Genomic DNA, 19,031 nt, shown 5'->3' with positions numbered 1-19,031 from the left:
CCTGCCCTCCTACTTCACGATGAAGCCGCGCAATTCGGAGCCCGGCGTGAGCAGCTCATTGGCGATCTCCGCGAGCTCGCGCAGCAACCGGCTGCGACACGTCTCCGGGGTCCTGCAATGGCGGACCGCCGCCTGCAGCCGGGTCACCACCTGATTGTGATAGAACTCAGGATGAGGTCCCTCGTGCCCATTGAGGCGCACCTTGTTCGCGGCATCCTCGAGTGACATACCGGCCTTCTCGAAAACTTCTTCACACGCTGGCGTCCACGGCCCCCCCGCTGGCATCGGAGACAGGGTTCTTGTTCGTGCAGATGTGATGGACGGGCCCGGTCTCATCACCGGGAAACTGCCCCTGCTCGTACATCGCCAGCGCAGCCACGGCCCCTGGCGCCAGCGCCACGCTCAGGACACCCGCCGTGGGGAGTGCGATGGACGTGACGCCGCCACTCATCGCCGCTCCGAGCTGGAATCCCGCCTCGGCCTCGGCTCGGACGGCCGCCTGAGCGAATCCAGGGAGCTTCGGGCCCTGGGCCGCCATCGCCCCCTTCCCGCCAAGCGCCATCGTGATGAGCAGCACCAGGACGCGCGTGCCGTTCGTCCCCATCACCTTGCCGAAGCGGTGGCCGATGTCTTGTAGGTCGGTGACGCGCATTGCCGTCCCCGCATCATCCCACAGTTGGACGAAGCCACGCCCCATCTCCCAGACCGGGACGACGCCCAGATACGCCACCATCGCCGCCGTCAGCACCACGGCGATGCCCTTGGTGATGGGTTCGGGAAGCGTGATGGAGAGGAACACCACACCGTATCGAGCGCGAACGAGAGCGCCATCAAGGTCCGGTCCTTCCGGGAGAACATCAGCCCCGTGCCACCGACCAGGGTCAGGCAATCGTCCGCATCGGGGCAGATGCGCGCGGACAACGACTCCAGGGACACCCCAGAGGCCACTTCCGCGATTCCTTTCGAAGAGGCGAGCAGCGTCGTGGACCGAACCCATCCTCGCGCGTCGACGGCTTCTGCTTCCCGGAACGCGACATCCATTCGCAGCTCCAGGATGAGCCGGGTGAGGGCCGCGCTGAACGCCTCGTCGCTCACCTCGACGGGCTCGACGTCCACCGACACGTGGACGACCGGCTGGCCATCACCTTTGTCGAGATGGACGACGCGGGTGGCCGCACACCCGGTCGCCCATAGACTCACAAGAACCAGTCCGATGAACCGCATCCAGGCCCCCGCCAGAGCCTCCCGGGAATTGGGAGGCGCGACATCTTGGCGCTGGGGTCTGACGCCTTATGCTCAGCCCTGCGGAGGCATCTGGCCCGGCTCCATGAAGGCCAGCTCCCAGTGGTGGCCGTCCGGGTCGTAGAAGCTGCCGCCGTACATGAAGCCCAGGTCCATGGCGTCCGCGGCCTTGGAGCCACCGGACGACAGGGCAATCTTCACCATCTCGTCGACCTCGGCGCGGCTGTTGGCGGACAGCGCGTAGGTGCCCGCCGTGCTCTGCGTCGCGTCGTGCAACGGCTTCTTGATGAACTCCTTGAAGCGCGCGTCTGTCAGCAACATCACGAACGCGTCCTCACCCACCACCATGCAGGTGGCGCTGTCGTCGGTGAAGTCCTTGTTGAACTCGAACCCCAGCTTCGTGAAGAAATCGACCGAGCGCTTCAGGTCCGCGACGGGCAGGTTCAGGAACAGCTTGCGGGGACGGCTGGGCTTCATGGGTGCCTCCAGGGGTGGGATGAGCCTTCTAGAACTCTGACTGCCGGACCGGCGAGAATTCATCGGTCTATTTTCCAGAAAGATTCCGCCCCCTCAGCCACGCCTCGAGCCGCGTGCGCTGCTTGCCGCGCAGGCTGGTCATGACCGACATCTGCTCCAGGCTCCACCGGGTCCGCAGCCGCTCCGCCCCTCGGGCCATCCACTCCGGGAACCGCGTGGGCTCACAGTCCCCCAGCCCCAGCGTGTCCTTCCGCAGCCCCTCGCTGGTGACGCGGAAGACCGTCTCGCTCATCCCCAGCGCATCCTGCTCCCCCCGGGTCGCCATGGAGAAGTCGAACCAGACCGGCTTCCGGCTGTCCACGTTGAGGTGGCAGTGATCTCGATACGTCATCGACCGCGCATCCCCCTCCTCCCCACCCGTCGCGTAGAAGCGGAACCAGAAGACGTCCGGCTCGCCGAACCCCAGCGCGCGCGCCAGCTCCAGCGCCGGTGAGCGCGCACGACGCGCCTGGAGCAGCCCCTCCATCCGCTCGAACAGGGCCTCCAGCGCCGGCGTGGAGCTCGCGTGGGTCCGCAAATCCTCCAACCGGTCCAGCTCCCACCCCTGGCTCTGCACCGCCCGCTCGACATGCGGGATGAGCGCGTCGAGCGAGGCCTCCGACGCGTCGATGGTCAACACCGCCAGCATGTCCAGGGACACCTTCTCACTGGCCACGACCACCGTCTGCAGGGCCTGGAGCAGCACGGGGTTCGCCGCCAGCCCCCGCAGCTTCGCCTTGCGCTGCTTCGAGCCCCACGCATACGTCACATCCAGATCCAACATCCCCTGCAGCGCCGCCCGCCAGGACTCGCACAGGGCCTCGTCCGAGCCCTCCCGGTCCACGCACTCTCGCAGGAAGAACACCGCCGGACGCATGTCTCCCGCGAGCCGCTCCAGCACCGCGCGGATGACCGGCGCGGGCAACTGTTGGCAATGACGCCCGAAGGTCCAGAAGGACGAGCGGTCCTCCGGGAGCAGGTGCAGCACCGCCCCCGCGGCGAGCACCGGGTCCACGTCCTGCGGGAGCTTCTTGAGCGCCTTCGTGAGGCGCTCCCAGTCCGGGCTCGGCGCACCCAACAGCGCGTGGAGGTCTTCCGGAGCACGTCGTCGACTCATGACTCCCCGTCTACCAGAGCCCCACCCGCACCGACACCCGGAAGCACCCACACCTCCGGCGCGGGTCCGACGCGCGAGCCACACGCGAGGTTCCATCCACCATCACTTTCTTGTTCCACCATTGCATCTGTATCTGGATAAACCCTTTCAAAAAGACAGCCGTTGATGGAGCCCGACACGACGAACGTGTCGGGCTGGCGGGAGCCTCTCGTCAGCCCCTTCATCCAGGAGCAACGAAGTGATGCAGCGGAACAACATCATGACGAGGATGCTCGTGGTGGGCGCGGTGAGCCTGTTCACCGCCTGCGCTGGCGAGACCGGCGACGTGCCCACACAGGTCATCCCCTCACGCACGGACAACACGCTGGCGCTGCTCATCGAGCGGGAAGGCGGCCAGGGAGGCTTCGTCGAGGGCGCGGCCGAGCGCTTCAAGGTCTCCGCCTCCGGTGAGGTCTTCAAGTCGGTGAGATGGAGCGCCACCTCCGGCGCCCTGGAGCCCGCCGCGGAGCGGGTGACCTGGAAGCTGCCGCCCAAGGGCGTCGCCACCCTGTCCGTCTCCGTGGAGACCGAGTCGGGCAAGAAGGCCGAGGGCGAGTTCCACTTCAACGTGGAGTCCACGACGGACACGCTCCTCAACGCCCTCATCGACACGAGCCCGGACGTGACGGGGGGCTTCTGCGAGCTGACGTTCGACACCGCCGGCCGGGGCCACATCGTCTACTTCAACGACACCCACCGCTCGCTCTGGTACGGCCTGTGGGACGGCACGTCGTGGACGACGGAGCAGATCGACGGCCCGGGCTTCAACAACGAGGGGAGGTTCACCTACAAGCCCGTCATCGCCGTCGAGCCCGTCACCGGCACGCCCCACGTCGCCTACCTCAAGGGCAGCGGCGAGCACGGCCGCGCGGAAATCATGCGCGTGGCCTATGCCACCCGCGTCGGCGGCACCTGGCTGCGCGAGCTGGTGGACCCCGCGGACCGCAACGACGCGGTCAACGTGTCCATCGCGCTCAACCCCACCCAGGGCCACCAGGCCGTCATCGCCTACAGCGACGCCTCGACGGGCGCGCGCATCACCACCCGCACCGGCGCCAACACGTGGAGCACGCCCCTGGTCCTCCAGGGCTCGCTGACCGGCGAGGCCCTGTTCGACGCGTCGGGCACGCTCTATTTCGCCAACAGGAGCGCGCTGACCGCCCTCAAGGGCACCACCGTGGAGACCTTCGCCCTGGGAGGCCTGTCCTCCGTCACCGGCTGGTTCTCCATGGCCCTGACGCCCAACCAGCACCTGATGCTGCTCGCCAACAACGCGTCCACCGGGGCCTGGGCCGCCTTCTACGACGTCACGCTCGGCACGCCCCTGTCCACCAGCAGCGTGCGCAACTCCCAGGTGGACTACACCACCGGCTCCAATGACCTGGCCTACAGCGCGGGCCTGCCCGTCATCGCCCAACGCCATGGGACGACGCTGGAGCTCGTCACTCCGGACGCCCGCGGCTTCTGGACATACACCCAGCTGGGCACCATCCAGGACGCCACGCGGCCCAGCATCGCCATCCGCCCCACGGATGGAACGCCACATGTCTGCTTTCAGCGCAATGGCAAGGTGACCTTCCTGTAGCACCGGGTCTCGCGGGCTCCAGTCCTCTCATCGGATTGGAGTCCGCGAATGCATCATCAAACTTGCAAGAGCATGGGCCGTCCGAGTGAGACTCCCCGCGATATCCAACGGAGACATCCATGGGACTCGCAGAGCGCAGGGCGGCGAAGTCGTTCGAGGAGACGCAGTTTCCCCAGCTCGAGAAGCAGCTGGCCGAGGTCGCCGGCTTCAAGGTGCCGGTGAAGGTCGACTGGGCGAGCCTCTCCGCCGACGGCTACTCGGACATCTACGAGGAGGCGTGGACCAAGGTGTACTTCACGCCGCTCTTCGAGGCGCTCGCCTCGCTGACCGAGGACGAGATGGGCCGCGAGTTCGTCCAGGGCTCGCTCAAGCGCCTGGTCATCCAGAACGTCGCGGGCAACGTCTCCGGCTCCAGCTTCGCCTCGTTCAACGACGGCGTGCTCACGCTGGACCACGAGCCCTGCACCAACCTGGATGACGTCTATGACCGCCGCGAGGGCATCCAGAAGGCCCTGCAGTCAGAGCCGGAGCTGTCCCGCCCGGACGACCCGCTGGCCGCCTTCCTGGACACCAGGCCCCGGGGGCTGGAGACGACGCTCCAGGCGCTCCTGCGCATCGCCAGCCGTCGGCAGGCGGGCATCCCCCTGCTCCCCCCGCGCGTGACGGTGTCGCTGCACAGCGGCACGTACTTCACGGGCACCGTCCGGGACATCCTCGAGGACTCGCGCGAGGGCCGCTCCCTGCTCCTCCAGGAGGAAAGAGATCGCGAAGCCAACGCGGTCATCATCAACCTGAACCACATCGAGTGCGTCAGCGTGCTGGACGCGGGCTACCTGGGCTTCATCCGCCTGGACGACGCGCCCATCCCCTCCCCGCTCGAGCTGCGCCGCCAGCTGCTCAAGCACGGCGAGAAGCTGGGCTCGCTCCTGGAGCGCAAGGTGCCCCTCACGCTCGCCCCGGGCGCGAGCGCCACCAGCGCCGAGGCCCTGCGCGCGCTCGCGTTCCTGGCCACCCGGGTCATCGACGCGCTGGGCAAGCTCGCCCGCGACGGTGAGGCCCGCGGCGCCCTCCACGAGAAGGTCCAGCGCGTCCACCTGCGCGCGGACACCACCGCCGGCGTGTCGCTCTCCAACGGCACCCTGGAGTTCGTCACCACCCTGAAGCCCGCGGGCTGGCGCACCAGCGACGAGCTCCAGCAGGAGCTGCCGCCCATCCTCTGAGCAAGCCTCGCGCGCGCCCTTCCGCCCGCCGGGAGGGCGCGCGGCCCTCCTCAGTCCGGACGCGAGGTCCGCTTCCCCCGCGGCTCGTCCCCGCCGACGGGCACCTCCACATCGTCCACGCTCAGCACCGTGCTGCGCGGCGCGCCGCACAACCGCAGCTGCTGCTGGAGGAAGCCGAGCGCCTCCGGGACGCGGTCCTCCGGCACCGACACGTCGATGATGGCCACGCCGCCTCCAGCGCTCACGCCCGTCACCGTCCCCAGCCCCACCGCCGCCAGCGCCTCCCGCAATCGCGCCGCGATGCCCTCGTGGCCTCCCAGGGGCACCTTCGCCAGGTCCTGGGAGTTGAGCATCACCTCGATGACCTGCAGTTCCATGGCGGCAACGGACGTGGAAGGTCCTACGGAAGCAGGGAAGCTTCCGCGCGCATGGTAGCCGCGATGCGCCGCTGAGACTGCCGATATTCACCGACAGTCCCATACAATTCCCCTCCTGGAATTTCCTTCCGACTCAAACCAACGTCATGGCGCACCCCGCCAGCGGCGGCCCGTGAGAGGGGCTCCCCCCTCTTGGGAGGGCCCCGAAGCCCGGCCGACCCACCATCCCCCCGAACCACCCCACTCCCTCCGGGGGCGGCCCCACCCCCTTATCCGCTCAGAGGAGGCTCCCAGCGCGTACGGAAATCCCGTATAGGCCCTGCACACCAACTGTGCGGCAACGAGCGACCCAGCGGGGCGAGACGTCAATCCCCGGGACTGCTCTGGAGAGAATGGATGGAGTTGTCGAGTCTCGAGTCGAGTTTCTGGGCAGTCGCACCAAGCGTCGTCGGCGCCGTGGGCTTGCTCTTCGCTGCGTTCTTCTACTTCCGCGTCAAGTCCCTGCCTGAGGGCGACGCGACGATGAACCGCATCGCGGGCTACATCCGTGAAGGCGCGATGGCGTTCCTCGTGCGCGAGTACAAGGTGCTCGCCATCTACTGCGCGGTGCTCGCCGTCGTCATCGGCCTGGCGCTGGGCAAGCTCGCCTCCGCGAGCTTCGTGGTGGGCGCGTTCCTCTCGCTGCTCGCCGGCTACATCGGCATGAAGGCCGCCACGTTCGCCAACGTGCGCACCGCGCAGGCCGCGCGCACCGGCTCCAAGCCGAACGCGCTCCTGGTCGCGCTGGACGGCGGCGCGGTGATGGGCCTGGCGGTGGCGGGCCTGGGCCTGGTGGGCATGGGCGGCGTGTACTACGCCTTCCAGGGTCACCCGGAGCTGTCCCCCATCCTCCACTCGTTCGCCGTGGGCGCCAGCTCCATCGCGCTGTTCGCGCGCGTGGGCGGCGGCATCTACACCAAGGCGGCGGACGTCGGCTCCGACATCGCCGGCAAGGTCATCGAGAACATCCCCGAGGACGACCCGCGCAACCCCGGCGTCATCGCCGACAACGTGGGTGACAACGTGGGCGACGTGGCCGGGATGGGCGCGGACATCTACGAGTCCATGGTCGCCGCCATCGTCGCCGCGATGGCCATCGCGCTGACGGCCAACGCCACGGAGCTGTCGCGGCTGGCCATCGAGGGCACGTCCGCGAGCACGGCGAAGGTCGCCGGCGTGGTGCTGCCGCTGGTGCTCTCCGCGGTGGGCCTCATCGTCAGCGTGCTGAGCATCTTCATCGCGCGCGCGCTCAAGGCCATGAACCCCGCGCAGGTGCTGCGCAGCGCGCTCATCATGCCGCCGGTCATCCTGGTGGGCCTGTCGTACATCATGATGAACGTGTTCGGCCTGTCCCAGAACATCACCGTGGCCCTGGCCGCGGGCGCGTTCGGCGGCGCCATCATCGGCCTCGTCACCGACTACTACACCTCCGCTCGGCCGGTGCAGCGCATCGCCGAGGCCTCCATCACCGGCGCCGGCACCAACCTCATCCGCGGCCTCGCGGTGGGCATGGAGAGCGTGGGCATCTCCATGGCGACCATCGCCCTGGTGGCCTACATCGCCGACCAGGCGCTGGGCCTGTACGGAATCGCCCTGTCCGCGGTGGGCATGCTCGGTGGCACCGCCGTCGTGATGACGGTGGACGCGTACGGCCCCATCTCCGACAACGCCGGCGGCATCTCCGAGATGTCCGGCCTGGGCCCCGAGGTCCGCGCCATCACCGACGAACTGGACGCGGTGGGCAACACCACGGCCGCCATCGGCAAGGGCTTCGCCATCGGCTCGGCGACGCTGACGGTCATCGCGCTGTTCTCCGCCTTCAACCTGGAGGTCAACCACACGCGCGTCGCCGCCGGCCTGCCGGAGATGAGCCTGCTGCTCACCAACCCCAACGTCATCGTGGGCATGCTGCTGGGTTCCATCCTCCCGTTCCTCGTCGGCGCCTCGACGATGCTCGCGGTGGGCCGCGCCGCCGGCGCCATCGTCGAGGAGATTGGCCGTCAGTTCCGTGAGATTCCGGGCCTGATGGAGCTCAAGGCGGACCCGGACCCGAAGAAGATCGTCGACATCGCGACCAAGAGCGCGCTGCGCGAGATGATCTTCCCGGGCCTCATCGCCGTCGTCGCCCCGCCCGTGGTGGGCTACCTGCTCGGGCCCCAGGCGCTCGCGGGCCTGCTGGCCGGCGCGCTCGTGGTCGGCGCCACCATGGCGCTCTACATGGCCAACGCCGGTGGCGCGTGGGACAACGCCAAGAAGTACATCGAGAAGGGCAAGCTGCCGGGCCACGCGAAGGGCTCGCACGTCCACAAGGCCGCCGTCGTCGGCGACATGGTGGGCGACCCGTTCAAGGACACCTCCGGCCCGGGCGTCGCCATCCTCATCAAGGTGATGAGCGTCGTCTCGCTGCTGGTCGCCTCGCTCATCGCGCTGCGTTAGTCCCCGCAGCACGCGGCACAGGCGCCTCGACTCACCGGGGCGCCACGCCGTCACGAAGCGCCCCATCCCCTCGGGAAGCCCGTAGGGGGTGGGGTCCTCCCTGGAGTCCAATGGAAGCGCTCGCGCCCGTCGGTGACGCGCGACGCCGACCGGGACTCGGGACCCAGGCTGTGGGCCAGCCGACATTCCGACAGGCATTGGCGAGGGGCGCGGTTTGGGGGCGCCGAGCACACGCATGCTAGGCTTTGCCGTGTTCCGCCTGCGCTGACACAGAGGTGTCCCATGGTCCTGGAGCTCTCCCAGCAGCAGATGAATCTCCTCAATGCCAATCTGGCGGAGAGCATCGAGGAGCTGCACGACGAGGTCCTCCATACCGACGAGCGGGAGATGCGCCAGGAGCTGAAGGCGAAGCTCCAGCAGTTGCAGGCCCTCAAGCGTCAGGTGGCGGCCCAGCTCCAGGGCCACCAACCCGCGCTCTGAGACGGACCCCGCACCGAGGTCCGTGACGGACCGGGCCCCTGGCGCGCCGTGAGGGCAGCCCTGGGCGCACCTTGTCATTGCGGGGGGACGGGTGGACTCGCCTGCAACGACAGGCTAGGACCCGCCATACAATGAACTCAGGAACAAGCCGCCTTGCGAGGTGGATGGGGCTGTTCACCGCGCTCGTGCTCTTCGGGTGCACGAAGACGCCAGAGGCGCCGCCCACCACGGCGAGCCGCTCGCAAGCGGTGACCGCGCCGGTGACTGCCTCGGAAGCGGTGGCCATCACCAGCCAGGGCATCACCCAGAACGGCGCCGCGCACCGCAACGAGGCGCTGCTCGGGGTCTTCCAGACAGAGGACTACGAGGTCCAGACGCTGCTGCGATTCCCGCAGCTGGGGGTTCCGAGCGGCGCGGTGGTGCAGGGCGCGACGCTGCGCGTGGCCGTGGAGACGTACAACGGCGACTTCGAGCTGCGGGGTACGTACGTCCAGACGCCCTGGAACGCCGCTGCGGCGGGCCTGGGCTGGCAGTTCCGTGACGACGGGCTGGAGTGGGAGCGGCTGGGCGCCGTGGGACAGGGGACGGACCAGGTGGCGGGGAAGTCCTTCGAGCTGGATGCGTTCCCCGTGGTGGTGAACGTCATCGACGTGCCGCTCGACGTGGCGGTGGTGCAGTCCTGGGTGGATGACCCGTCGACCAACCAGGGCGTGATGCTGGCGAACACCCGCGTGGGCCGGGTGGCCAAGGTGTTCACCCAGCTGGCGACGCAGCCGGAGCGCAGGCCGGTGCTCACGCTCGAGTACACCCCGCCCGTGCCCCGCGCGGACAACACCCCGCCCACCGTCGCCATCACCGCGCCGGCCACGGGCGCGACGGTGGCCGGAATCGTCAACGTCGTCACGAGCGCGAGCGACAACGTCGGCGTGGCCCATGTGCAGCTGCGCATCGACGGGCGGGACCTGTCGTCGGGGACGCTGGACACGCGCCTGTTCCGCAATGGGACCCATGTCCTGACGGCGCATGCGCGCGACGCGGCCGGCAACCTCACCACCTCCGCCTCCGTGCGCATCACCCTCGACAACGTGATTGTCGACACCACGCCGCCCCAGGTGCAGGTCACCCTGCCCGCCCCCAACGAGACGGTGAGCGGCCCGTTCACGGTGCGGATGAGCGCGACGGACGACGTGGGCGTCACCCGGGTGCACGTGCAGCTCGACGGTGTCCAGGTGGGCGAGGCAGACCTGGCCGCGCCCTGGGCCTTGACGCTCGATACAGAGACGCTCCAGCCCTACGGCCCGCGCCAGCTCACCGCCGTGGCGCGTGACGCCGCGGGCCACGTCACCGTCTCCGCGCCCATCTCCATCACCGTGAGCGCGCCACCGCCGGACACCACACCACCCCAGGTGCAGATTGTCTCGCCCGCCACGGGCACCACCGTGGGCGGCACCGTGCAGATTCGCGTCGACGCCTACGACAACATCCGCGTAGCGGGCGTGCAGCTGCGCGTGAATGGACAGAACCAGGGCGCCGAGGACACCAGCTACCCGTACTGGTTCAACCTCTCCACCACCCTGGTGGGTGATGGCACCTTCCCCGTGACGGCGGTGGCGAGGGACCGCGCCGGCAACCTCACCACCTCCGCGCCCATCCAGCTCACCATCGCCAACGGGCCTCCGGTGGTGCTCGCCATCCCGGTGGCGCATCCGCGCGTCTGGTTCAACGCGTCCCGACTGGCGCGGGCCCAGGCGTACTTCGCCCTGAATCCCTACACACCCGTGGCGAACGTGCAGGGCCCCGAGCAGGCCATCGACGCCGCCATGCACTCGCTCATCACCGGCGCCGCCGCGTCCTGCCGCTCGGCCATCACCTGGGCGGTGAACACCCAGGTTCCCATCAGCGAGAACACCGTCTCCAGCGACCCCGCCCGCTGGTACGGCGAGGCCGTCATCCTCACCTATGACTGGTGCTTCGCCCACCTGCTCCCGGCGGAGCAGACGCTGTTGCTGACACGGTGGAACTCCGTCATCGCCGCGCTCAATGACAACCCTTGGGGCGGCATCGGCATGGAGGGCAACAACTACTACACGGGCTACTTCCGCAACTCGCTCTTGTGGGCCATCGCCAGCTGGCACGAGAACCAGCCCTACGCCAACCAGCTCCTCCAGTACGCGATGAGCTCGCGGTGGAAGTTCTCGCTCAAGCCCTACCTCGACGGGGCGGCCGCGGGCGGCGCGCCCCACGAGGGCTCCACCTATGGCCGGCGGACGTTCGGCTACATGACGGTGCCGTTCACCACGCTCGGCCTGTATGGCCAGGACCTGTGGGACCAGACCGACTACTTCCGGGAGACCGTCTTCTGGTCCATCTACTCCACCACCCCGGGCCCGAGCCGGATGGGACAGTTCCAGCTGTATGACACCTTCCCGTTCAACGACGACGAGCGGTGGCTGAGCCGATGGGACCCCAGCAACACCGCGCAGACGTCGCTGGGCAGCTACCTGGCGCCGCTCATCGAGGAGTGGGCCGACCAGCCCATCGCGGGCTACGCCAAGCGCTTCCTGGAGCTCACCGGCCATCCGATTGACGACCGGCTGGTGCGCTACGTCTACAGCGACACGCTGGCGTCGGTGCAGGCGAGGGACCTGTCCACGCTGCCACTCGACTACCGCGCCGAGGGCCTGGGACAGCTGTACGCGAAGACCGCGTGGGCGCCCGACGCGACGATGGTGAACCTCCAGTTCGGCATCACCTCCAACGCGGGCCACGCACACCGCGACTCCGGCAACTTCCAGCTGTGGCGTGCCGGTGAGTTCCTGGCGCGCGAGACGGTGGGCTACGCCAACCAGATTGTCGGCTACGCGGGCACGGGGGCAGTGGACACCGAATCACCGGTGGCGCACAACACCCTGCTCTTCGACGGGCTGGGCACGGTGGGCTACTACCACCACGCGCCGCAGATGCTGCGCCTCGAGTCGTCCACGCACGCCCACTACGCCGCGGTGGACCTCACGGGCGCGTACGACGTGAACGACGATTGGGCGCACCGCGAGGCGGAGGTCGGCAATCCCTCCGCGGGCCGGGTGGTGCGCGAGGCGCTGTTCGTGAGGCCGCTCGACACGCTCGTCGTGTTCGACCGCATGGAGAGCTCGCAGGGTGACGCCTCGGTGGACAAGACGTTCCTGATTCACTTCCCCTCGAGCCCGGTGCTCACGGGCAACACCTGGTCGGCGACCCGCGGGACGCAGGAGCTGCGCGTCAGCACGCTCGTCCCGGCGAGCCCCACCCGCCGCGTCATCGACGAGCGCGGCCCGCTTCGTCCCAATGGCGCATACACCTACCCCGTCGGCCAGTTCCGCGGCGAGGTGGAGACGCAGGGCCAGGTGGTGAGCCACTTCCTGCACGTGGTCCAGGCCAAGGACACGGCGGCCGCGAACCTGTCGCTCGCGTTGAACGAGACGTCGACCGCGTACACGGTGACGATGACCCATCCGACACGGGGCAGCGCGGTGGTGAGCTTCGACAAGGGCATCCAGAGCACGGGCGGCGCGTTCGGCTACGCCGCCAGTGGCGCTGTCACCCTGACGCCGCTGCGCTCGGGGGTGCAGGGCATGAGCGTCACCCCGAGCGGACCGGTCTGGGGCCCCTGAGTCGTCATCCCACCCGCTTGAGCCGGTAGGCCCCCATCAGCTGTGGGTCTGCCGGCACCTGGATGACCTTGAAGATGCCGCCCTTGCCTTCCAGCAGGGCCCCGACGACGGCGAGCCTCAGCAGCACCGTCTTCTGGACACGCAAGGGGTTGAGCTGCTCATCCTCGGGCTTCGACTTCTGCTCGGCGGTCAGCTCCAGGATGGCGCGGCCAATCGACGGGAACTCGCTGGCCATGTTCGGGCCCCTCACGTCGACCTCCTCCTCCTCCTGTTGCTGCTGCTTCCCACTGGAGCCATGCTTCTCGTCCACGCCGGGTGACTTCACCTCGACCGGCGGGCTCTGGGTCTTCACGGCGACCTCGAAGAGCTTCAGGGTGTCCAGCCACCACTTCACGCCCTCGACCTTCGCCTCATTCGGAGCGGGGCTCGACTTCAACAGCGCCTCGAACAGGAGCGCGTACGCGTTGTAGGCCCCGAGGTCGATCCACCCGACCGGCTCGGTGGACTCCAGGCTGGTGCGCACCATGTTGGTGCTCTTGAACACGTGGGACCAGAAGAACATCGCATACAGGCAGTCCGCCAGCGGCAGGTCCCGGGTCTTCTTGTAGAGCTGCACCGTCGCGAAGCCCCAGTTCTTGTAGCGAAGCTGCGGAGGGAGCTGCTCGGTGACGGCCTCCAGGCCCATCAACCTCAACATCCAGTCCGCCATGGGCGCGAACCTCACGTCGGAGATCCAGAACCCTCCTGGCTTGAGACAGTGGAGGGCGTGCGCCAGCGCCGTCGGACAATCCGCGAGCCAGGACATCTTGTCGACGAGCACGTCGGCGCGCCAGTTCGGGTCTCTGCGGGCGAAGAACGAGTCGTAGCCCATGTCGTAGAGCCGCACATAGAGCCGGCGGACCGCCCCCACCTTGGGCGTCAACACCACCGTCTCGGAGAGCTTGCTCTCCAGCATCGTCGCCATCACCCGGTGGGGCCATTCCTTGTCGAAGAGCGCGAGCCGCTGCTTCGTGAAGTTCCGGTCCAGGCTCACCATGCTGATGTCATCGCCATCCGTCATCAGGAACACCCGGGAGATGTCCTTGCTACAGCCCAGACACAGCACCCGGCGTGAGCCATCGCGCTGCCCCATGAGCTGACGCACGGCGGGCCCCAGGACCCGGACATCCTGGGGCACGCTCTCGGCGACCTCTTCCCGCTCACTGTCGTTGTAGGCCTTCTGCTCGAGCTCCATGGCATTGAGCGCCACGGCGCAAGAAGGACACCGCAGGGCGACTTGCCCCGCCGAGACACTGAAGGCGCCCTTGCACAGGGCACACGCGGCCTGTGCGCCCTGGGCGACCTCGGCCTGCGTGGGCGTGGGCGGGCGCACGGGCACCGGGCAGCAGGGACAGAGGATGCTGTCTCGCGCGCTGCGCCACGTCCCGGAGCACACCGGGCACTGATACTTCTTCATCGACTCCCCCTCTCAGTTGAACCACGAGCCCTGAGCAAGAGACAGACCAGGGTCATCCACTGGGGAGCCCCCAGGTGGATGTACGTGTTGCGTCTGGGGAGGACTCGGCTGCGTTCGCGCAAGACGCAACCGGATGACAGCAGGGTGAGACGAGACTGAAACATGGGCCCGGGTTCCGTGCTCTACTGGCCCCCTCCACGAGCCCTCGAGACAGCGCACCGATGCCGTCCCCTTCGACCCCTGTCACGAGCGCCTTCGTCCTGCTGGTCCTGTCCATGGCCGGGCTCTTCATCGCGTCCACCTGGCGCGCGGGACGACGGCTCGGGGAGACACCACGCCAGACGGCGGGGTGGACGCTCCTCTCCGCCGGAATCATCGCCCTGGTCATGGGGCTGACGGGCATCTTCGCCGCACGCGGAGCCTTCGCGGACATGCGCTCCGCACCTCCCGACATCTTCAAGGCCCTCCTGCCCACGGTGGCCCTGACCTTCGTCCTCGCGTTCTCACGCTTCGGGGAGCGGCTGGCGCGCGGGCTGTCGCTCGGCGCCCTCATCGGGTTCCAGGTCTTCCGCATCCCCGTGGAGTGGGTGCTCTGGGCGCTTCATCGGGAGGGCACGCTCCCCATCGAGATGACCTTCGAGGGGCTCAACTTCGACATCCTCACGGGGCTCAGCGCGCCCATCGTGGCGTGGCTCGCGGCGCGGGGAAGAGCGTCCCCGGCGATGATGACCCTCTGGAACACCGCCGGGCTCGCGCTGCTCGTCACCATCGTGACGGTGGCCAACCTGTCCTCACCGCTGTTCGAGGGCGTCTTCCGCGCGGAGCCGCGCAGCACCCTCATCACCACCGCGCCCTTCATCTGGCTGCCCATCGTCCTCGTGCAGGCCGCGCTCCTCGGACACCTGCTCGTCTATCGCCGGCTGCGCCTCGCGCGCTGAAGCCCGCCCCCCGCGCGGAGAGGTGCTCCGCGCGGGCCCCTTCGCTTCAGAGGGTGGGATAGTCGGTGTAGCCCTTGGCGCCGCCGCCATAGAGCGTCTTCTTGTCCAGCTGGGCCAGGGGCGCGTTCTCGCGCAGGCGGCGCACCAGGTCCGGATTGGAGATGTACGGCCGACCGAAGGAGACCAGGTCCGCGCCCTCCTCCACCGCCTTGCGCGCCAACTCCCCGTCGTAGCCGTTGTTCACCATCCACGCGCCCTTGCCGCCCGCGTCGCGGTACGCCTTCTTCAGCGCGACGTAATCGAACGGGCGGTCCTCCAGCTCACGCGGGCCTCCGGTGGCGCCCTCGATGATGTGGATGTACGCGAGGCCCAGCTTCGCCAGCTCGCGCACCACGTGCTCGAACAGCGGCTGCGGGTTCGCGTCGAACGCGTCATTGGCGTTGGTGACGGGCGACAGGCGGATGCCGGTGCGCCCCGCGCCCACGGCGTCAATCACCGCGCGGGTGACCTCCAAGAGCAGCCGGGCGCGGTTCTCGATGCTCCCGCCGTACTCGTCCGTGCGCTCGTTGGAGCCCGTCTTGAGGAACTGGTCCAGCAGGTAGCCGTTGGCGCCGTGAATCTCCACGCCATCGAAGCCCGCCACCTCCACCGCGGCGCGCGCGGCGCGGACATAGTCCTGCACGATGCCGGGCAGCTCCGTCAGCTCCAGCGCGCGAGGCACCGACGTGGGCTCGAACGTGGGGACCCCGTCCCGGAAGAGCACCGTCCGCGTCTTCGCGACGACGGCCGAGGGAGCCACGGGCGCCCCGTTGCCCGGCTGCAGCTCCGTGTGCGACACGCGCCCCACGTGCCACAATTGCGTGACGATGCGTCCTCCCGCCTCGTGCACCGCCTGGGTGACCTTCTTCCACGCGGACAGCTGCTCAGGAGCGTAGAGCCCCGGGACGTCGGCATAGCCCTGGGCCTGGTGGCTGATGGCGGTGGCCTCGCTGATGAGCAGGCCCGCGGTGGCGCGCTGGGCGTAATAGGTGACGGCGAGGTCCGGAGGGATGGCGCCAGGCGAGCGGTTGCGCGTCAGCGGCGCCATCACGATGCGGTTGGCGAGTCGCAGGTCACCTGCGTGCGTCGGGTCGAAGAGGGTCGGCATGGTGCGTCTCGGGGGATGGAGAAAATTCCGGCCAGCGTAACGACCTGCCTCCCGCGTCACCACAAAGTGTTCGAGGCGCCCTCCAAGTGAAGATTTCCGCCGGGGCGCGCATCACGGAGACGCGACTTCTCATCCCAGACTCCTCCTGGATAAAATTGCAAAACGCGCTTTTCGCACCGAGCGCGCCACAGGAGACGAGATGCGCACCTTCGCCAGCAACCTCCAGCGGGCCACCCGGCCCACGCTCCTTCCGCTGATACTTCCGCTGTTGTCACTGGGGACGGGGTGTGGCGGTTTGGAGCCCGGTGAGACACCCGAGGACTCGCTGACCGCCGCGACGCAGGCAGCCTCGGATGCCCAGCTGTATGACTCCTTCACGCGGGCCAACCACGACTCGCGGCTGTACAGCCTGGAGCAGGGCGTCCACGCGTGGGCGTCCACGCCGCAGTGGGGCGCCATCTGGGGCATCCAGTCGGGCCGCGCCTACCTCTCCCGCGATGACGGCACCTGGCAGGACCACTACACCACCGTGCCCGCCACCGCGAACGTGCGCGTGCTGGTGACGCTGTCCACGCTGGGCCAGTACTCCGGGCTCACCTTCCGCTTCGTCGACCGGACGAACAACTGGAAGCTGGCGACGGACACGGCCCAGGGGAAGTACTTCCTCACCCGCTACCTGGGCGGCACGCAGACCTTCCCGCTGCAGATTGCCCAGGCCCCCGTCGCGGGCGACGTGCTCGAGGTCCGCGCCAGCGACACCCGCATCGACGTGTACATCAACGGCGTGCACAAGGGCGGCGTCAACGACTCCACACACCAGTACGCCACCCGCGTCGGCCTGCTCGGCAGCCAGGACAACCTGGCGCGCTTCGACGAGTTCAGGGTCTACACGCAGGGGACGCGCGACGCGACGCTGCAGCCGTTCCGCTCCAACTCGGTGTGGAACCTGCCCATCGGCCAGGGCGCGACGTACGCGGACACCACGGACCCGGCGACACGGGACTTCATCGCCACCAGCCTCAACGGGGTGGGCATCACCACCTGGGCCAACTGGAACCAGTACTCCCACCCCATCACCTTCGCGGCCAGCACGGACCCGTGGGCGACGGTGACGGACTACAACGACTCGTCGCGCAGCGGCACCTACTTCGTGCCCGCCACCGCCGCCATCGCGGCCGGCTCGGACGCGCACATGCACGTCGTCAACCCGCAGCGCACGTTCATCGACGAGGCGTGGGCCACCACGCGCCAGTCCACCACCACGTACCGCGTGGGGCGACACCACACCATCGACCTCTACGGCTCCGGCCTGGGGCCTCGCAACGGGGTGCGCGCGTACGGCGGCTCCGCGGTGGGCGGCCTCATCCGCGCCTGGGAGACGACGTCCACGCACCCGAAGTACACGGGGAGGATTCAGCACGCGCTGGCCATCGCCGTGGACCGCGTGCAGCTGTATTACAGCGGCGGCGGGAGCGGCTACGACGCCAGCGGCTACGGCACCGCGAAGGGCTACGTCTGGCCCGCCACCGAGCAGGACTGGGGCAGCGAGACGACCTACAAGGGCCGCGTGGCCATGGGCGCGTACTTCGCCATTCCACCCACCGTGGACCTCAACGCCCAGGGCCTCACCGCGGAGGGGAAGATGGTGGCGCAGGCGCTCCAGGACTTTGGCGCCTACGTGACGGACGCCACGGTGGGCACCGTGGCCTTCTACGTGGAGCCCACCGCGCCCTCGGCCTTCGTGGCCAACGTGCGCAAGGACGCCCCGAAGCTGCGCTCGCTGATGCGGCGCGTGACGAACAACAGCGCGGCCACGCCCAATGGCCCCGGTGCCCGCCGCGTCCCCATGGTGCCGGACCTGGCTCCGCCGGCGCCGTGACGTAGCGGTGCTCCCTCGAGGCCCCACCGGCGCTCGCGGCGGCCCCCGTCACGAGCGCCGGCCCCGTCTCCTCGCATTTTAGAACCGCTCGGTTCGAAATCATTGCCACGGCGGCCCCTGGCTCATAGTTATTTCTGAACGACCGGTTCAAAAGTCGAGGGAACACACATGGGTGACTTCACGGGCAAGGCGGCATTGGTGACGGGTGGCGCACGCGGAATCGGCGCCGCCATCGTCCGGCATCTGGCGAAGGGGGGCGCGCGCGTCGCCTTCACGTACGTGCGCTCCGAGGACAAGGCGGCGCGGCTGGTGGCCGAGCTCGAGGCGCAGGGGCAGCACGCCGTGGCCATCCAGGCGGACAGCGGGGACGTGGACGCCGTACGCAAGAGCGTGGACCGCGCGGCGGCGGTGCTCGGTGGGCTGGACATCCTGGTCAACAACGCCGGGGTCTTCCCCTCCGGCCCCTTCGAGGCCGTCACCGTCGAGGAGCTGGACCGGACGCTCTCCATCCACGTGCGGGGCGTGTTCGTCGCCTCGCAGGCCGCGCTCGCCCACATGAAGCAGGGTGGCCGCATCATCTCCATCGGCACGTGCTTCGCGCAGCGGGTGCCCCATGGCGGCGTCACGCTCTACGCGATGACCAAGTCGGCGCTGATTGGACTGACGAAGGGACTGGCCCGCGACGTGGGCGGGCGTGGCATCACCGTGAACGTGGTGGACCCCGGGCCCACCGACACGGACATGAATCCGGCGGACGGGCCCCACGCCGCGGGGGAGCTGGCGCTGATGGCCATCAAGCAGTTCGCCGGGCCTGACGACATCGCCGCCACCGTGGGCCACCTCGCGGGCCCCGGCGGACGCTTCATCACCGGGGCGTCCATCGCGGTCGACGGCGGCATCAACGCGTGAG

13 protein-coding genes and 1 pseudogene are annotated in these 19,031 nt (G+C 68.8%); 8 read left to right on the top strand and 6 right to left on the bottom strand.

Annotated features, from left to right (window positions below):
* Positions 1-9: 9 nt before the first annotated feature.
* From LXT21_RS20675 to LXT21_RS20665, 3 genes and pseudogenes are all read right to left on the bottom strand, one after another.
* A pseudogene (locus LXT21_RS20675) lies at positions 10-1,224 on the bottom strand (AHH domain-containing protein).
* Positions 1,225-1,296: 72 nt separating this feature from the next.
* Positions 1,297-1,719: a VOC family protein gene (locus tag LXT21_RS20670; RefSeq protein WP_254039864.1), complete on the bottom strand. Its 423-nt coding sequence runs from the start codon at positions 1,717-1,719 to the stop codon at positions 1,297-1,299.
* A 67-nt stretch (positions 1,720-1,786) separates the two neighbouring features.
* Positions 1,787-2,875 (bottom strand): hypothetical protein, encoded by a 1,089-nt coding sequence (locus LXT21_RS20665; RefSeq protein ID WP_254039863.1) that lies wholly within the window; start codon positions 2,873-2,875, stop codon positions 1,787-1,789.
* Positions 2,876-3,134: 259 nt separating this feature from the next.
* Here LXT21_RS20665 and LXT21_RS20660 point away from each other — a divergent pair, with 259 nt between their 5' ends.
* Complete coding sequence (locus LXT21_RS20660; protein WP_254039862.1) at positions 3,135-4,499, top strand: hypothetical protein; 1,365 nt, start codon at positions 3,135-3,137, stop codon at positions 4,497-4,499.
* Positions 4,500-4,618: 119 nt separating this feature from the next.
* Complete coding sequence (locus tag LXT21_RS20655) at positions 4,619-5,719, top strand: hypothetical protein (protein ID WP_254039861.1); 1,101 nt, start codon at positions 4,619-4,621, stop codon at positions 5,717-5,719.
* 50 nt (positions 5,720-5,769) lie between these two features.
* On the opposite strand, the gene LXT21_RS20650 is transcribed toward LXT21_RS20655, so the two are convergent.
* Positions 5,770-6,096 (bottom strand): hypothetical protein, encoded by a 327-nt coding sequence (locus LXT21_RS20650; protein ID WP_254039860.1) that lies wholly within the window; start codon positions 6,094-6,096, stop codon positions 5,770-5,772.
* A 396-nt stretch (positions 6,097-6,492) separates the two neighbouring features.
* Here LXT21_RS20650 and LXT21_RS20645 point away from each other — a divergent pair, with 396 nt between their 5' ends.
* The 3 genes from LXT21_RS20645 (at position 6,493) to LXT21_RS20635 (ending at position 12,701) form a co-directional block, all read left to right on the top strand.
* A complete protein-coding gene (locus LXT21_RS20645; RefSeq protein WP_254039859.1) occupies positions 6,493-8,571 on the top strand; it encodes a sodium-translocating pyrophosphatase in 2,079 nt (692 codons plus the stop codon).
* A 282-nt stretch (positions 8,572-8,853) separates the two neighbouring features.
* The gene (locus LXT21_RS20640; RefSeq protein ID WP_254039858.1) at positions 8,854-9,051 is read left to right on the top strand and encodes a hypothetical protein; all 198 of its coding nucleotides are present in this window, start codon (positions 8,854-8,856) and stop codon (positions 9,049-9,051) included.
* A gap of 164 nt (positions 9,052-9,215) precedes the next feature.
* Positions 9,216-12,701: an Ig-like domain-containing protein gene (locus tag LXT21_RS20635; protein ID WP_254039857.1), complete on the top strand. Its 3,486-nt coding sequence runs from the start codon at positions 9,216-9,218 to the stop codon at positions 12,699-12,701.
* A gap of 4 nt (positions 12,702-12,705) precedes the next feature.
* Here LXT21_RS20635 and LXT21_RS20630 read toward each other — a convergent pair whose 3' ends face one another.
* On the bottom strand, positions 12,706-14,157 hold the full coding sequence (locus LXT21_RS20630) for a hypothetical protein (RefSeq protein ID WP_254039856.1): 1,452 nt from the start codon (positions 14,155-14,157) through the stop codon (positions 12,706-12,708).
* 221 nt (positions 14,158-14,378) lie between these two features.
* Here LXT21_RS20630 and LXT21_RS20625 point away from each other — a divergent pair, with 221 nt between their 5' ends.
* Complete coding sequence (locus tag LXT21_RS20625) at positions 14,379-15,095, top strand: hypothetical protein (RefSeq protein ID WP_254039855.1); 717 nt, start codon at positions 14,379-14,381, stop codon at positions 15,093-15,095.
* A 46-nt stretch (positions 15,096-15,141) separates the two neighbouring features.
* On the opposite strand, the gene LXT21_RS20620 is transcribed toward LXT21_RS20625, so the two are convergent.
* Complete coding sequence (locus LXT21_RS20620; protein ID WP_254039854.1) at positions 15,142-16,242, bottom strand: alkene reductase; 1,101 nt, start codon at positions 16,240-16,242, stop codon at positions 15,142-15,144.
* Between the two features lie 199 nt (positions 16,243-16,441).
* On the opposite strand from LXT21_RS20620, the gene LXT21_RS20615 reads away from it, so the two are divergent.
* Together LXT21_RS20615 and LXT21_RS20610 are read left to right on the top strand one after the other, a co-directional pair.
* Complete coding sequence (locus LXT21_RS20615) at positions 16,442-18,121, top strand: hypothetical protein (RefSeq protein WP_254039853.1); 1,680 nt, start codon at positions 16,442-16,444, stop codon at positions 18,119-18,121.
* A gap of 168 nt (positions 18,122-18,289) precedes the next feature.
* Positions 18,290-19,030, top strand: coding sequence for an SDR family oxidoreductase (locus LXT21_RS20610; protein WP_254039852.1), 741 nt, complete (start codon positions 18,290-18,292; stop codon positions 19,028-19,030).
* The last annotated feature ends 1 nt before the right edge of the window (position 19,031 follow it).

The organism is Myxococcus guangdongensis (assembly GCF_024198255.1).
In the GTDB taxonomy this organism is placed as follows: domain Bacteria; phylum Myxococcota; class Myxococcia; order Myxococcales; family Myxococcaceae; genus Myxococcus; species Myxococcus guangdongensis.
Note: the sequence above shows the minus strand (reverse complement) of the source record. Positions and strands in the feature narration are given on the sequence as shown.

What these genes read in the sequence shown, in the direction of transcription:
- LXT21_RS20670 (WP_254039864.1), bottom strand. Translation starts at nt 1,719, where the DNA reads ATGAAGCCCAGCCGTCCCCGCAAGCTGTTCCTGAACCTGCCCGTCGCG.
- LXT21_RS20665 (WP_254039863.1), bottom strand. Translation starts at nt 2,875, where the DNA reads ATGAGTCGACGACGTGCTCCGGAAGACCTCCACGCGCTGTTGGGTGCG.
- LXT21_RS20660 (WP_254039862.1), top strand. Translation starts at nt 3,135, where the DNA reads ATGACGAGGATGCTCGTGGTGGGCGCGGTGAGCCTGTTCACCGCCTGC.
- LXT21_RS20655 (WP_254039861.1), top strand. Translation starts at nt 4,619, where the DNA reads ATGGGACTCGCAGAGCGCAGGGCGGCGAAGTCGTTCGAGGAGACGCAG.
- LXT21_RS20650 (WP_254039860.1), bottom strand. Translation starts at nt 6,096, where the DNA reads ATGGAACTGCAGGTCATCGAGGTGATGCTCAACTCCCAGGACCTGGCG.
- LXT21_RS20645 (WP_254039859.1), top strand. Translation starts at nt 6,493, where the DNA reads ATGGAGTTGTCGAGTCTCGAGTCGAGTTTCTGGGCAGTCGCACCAAGC.
- LXT21_RS20640 (WP_254039858.1), top strand. Translation starts at nt 8,854, where the DNA reads ATGGTCCTGGAGCTCTCCCAGCAGCAGATGAATCTCCTCAATGCCAAT.
- LXT21_RS20635 (WP_254039857.1), top strand. Translation starts at nt 9,216, where the DNA reads ATGGGGCTGTTCACCGCGCTCGTGCTCTTCGGGTGCACGAAGACGCCA.
- LXT21_RS20630 (WP_254039856.1), bottom strand. Translation starts at nt 14,157, where the DNA reads ATGAAGAAGTATCAGTGCCCGGTGTGCTCCGGGACGTGGCGCAGCGCG.
- LXT21_RS20625 (WP_254039855.1), top strand. Translation starts at nt 14,379, where the DNA reads ATGCCGTCCCCTTCGACCCCTGTCACGAGCGCCTTCGTCCTGCTGGTC.
- LXT21_RS20620 (WP_254039854.1), bottom strand. Translation starts at nt 16,242, where the DNA reads ATGCCGACCCTCTTCGACCCGACGCACGCAGGTGACCTGCGACTCGCC.
- LXT21_RS20615 (WP_254039853.1), top strand. Translation starts at nt 16,442, where the DNA reads ATGCGCACCTTCGCCAGCAACCTCCAGCGGGCCACCCGGCCCACGCTC.
- LXT21_RS20610 (WP_254039852.1), top strand. Translation starts at nt 18,290, where the DNA reads ATGGGTGACTTCACGGGCAAGGCGGCATTGGTGACGGGTGGCGCACGC.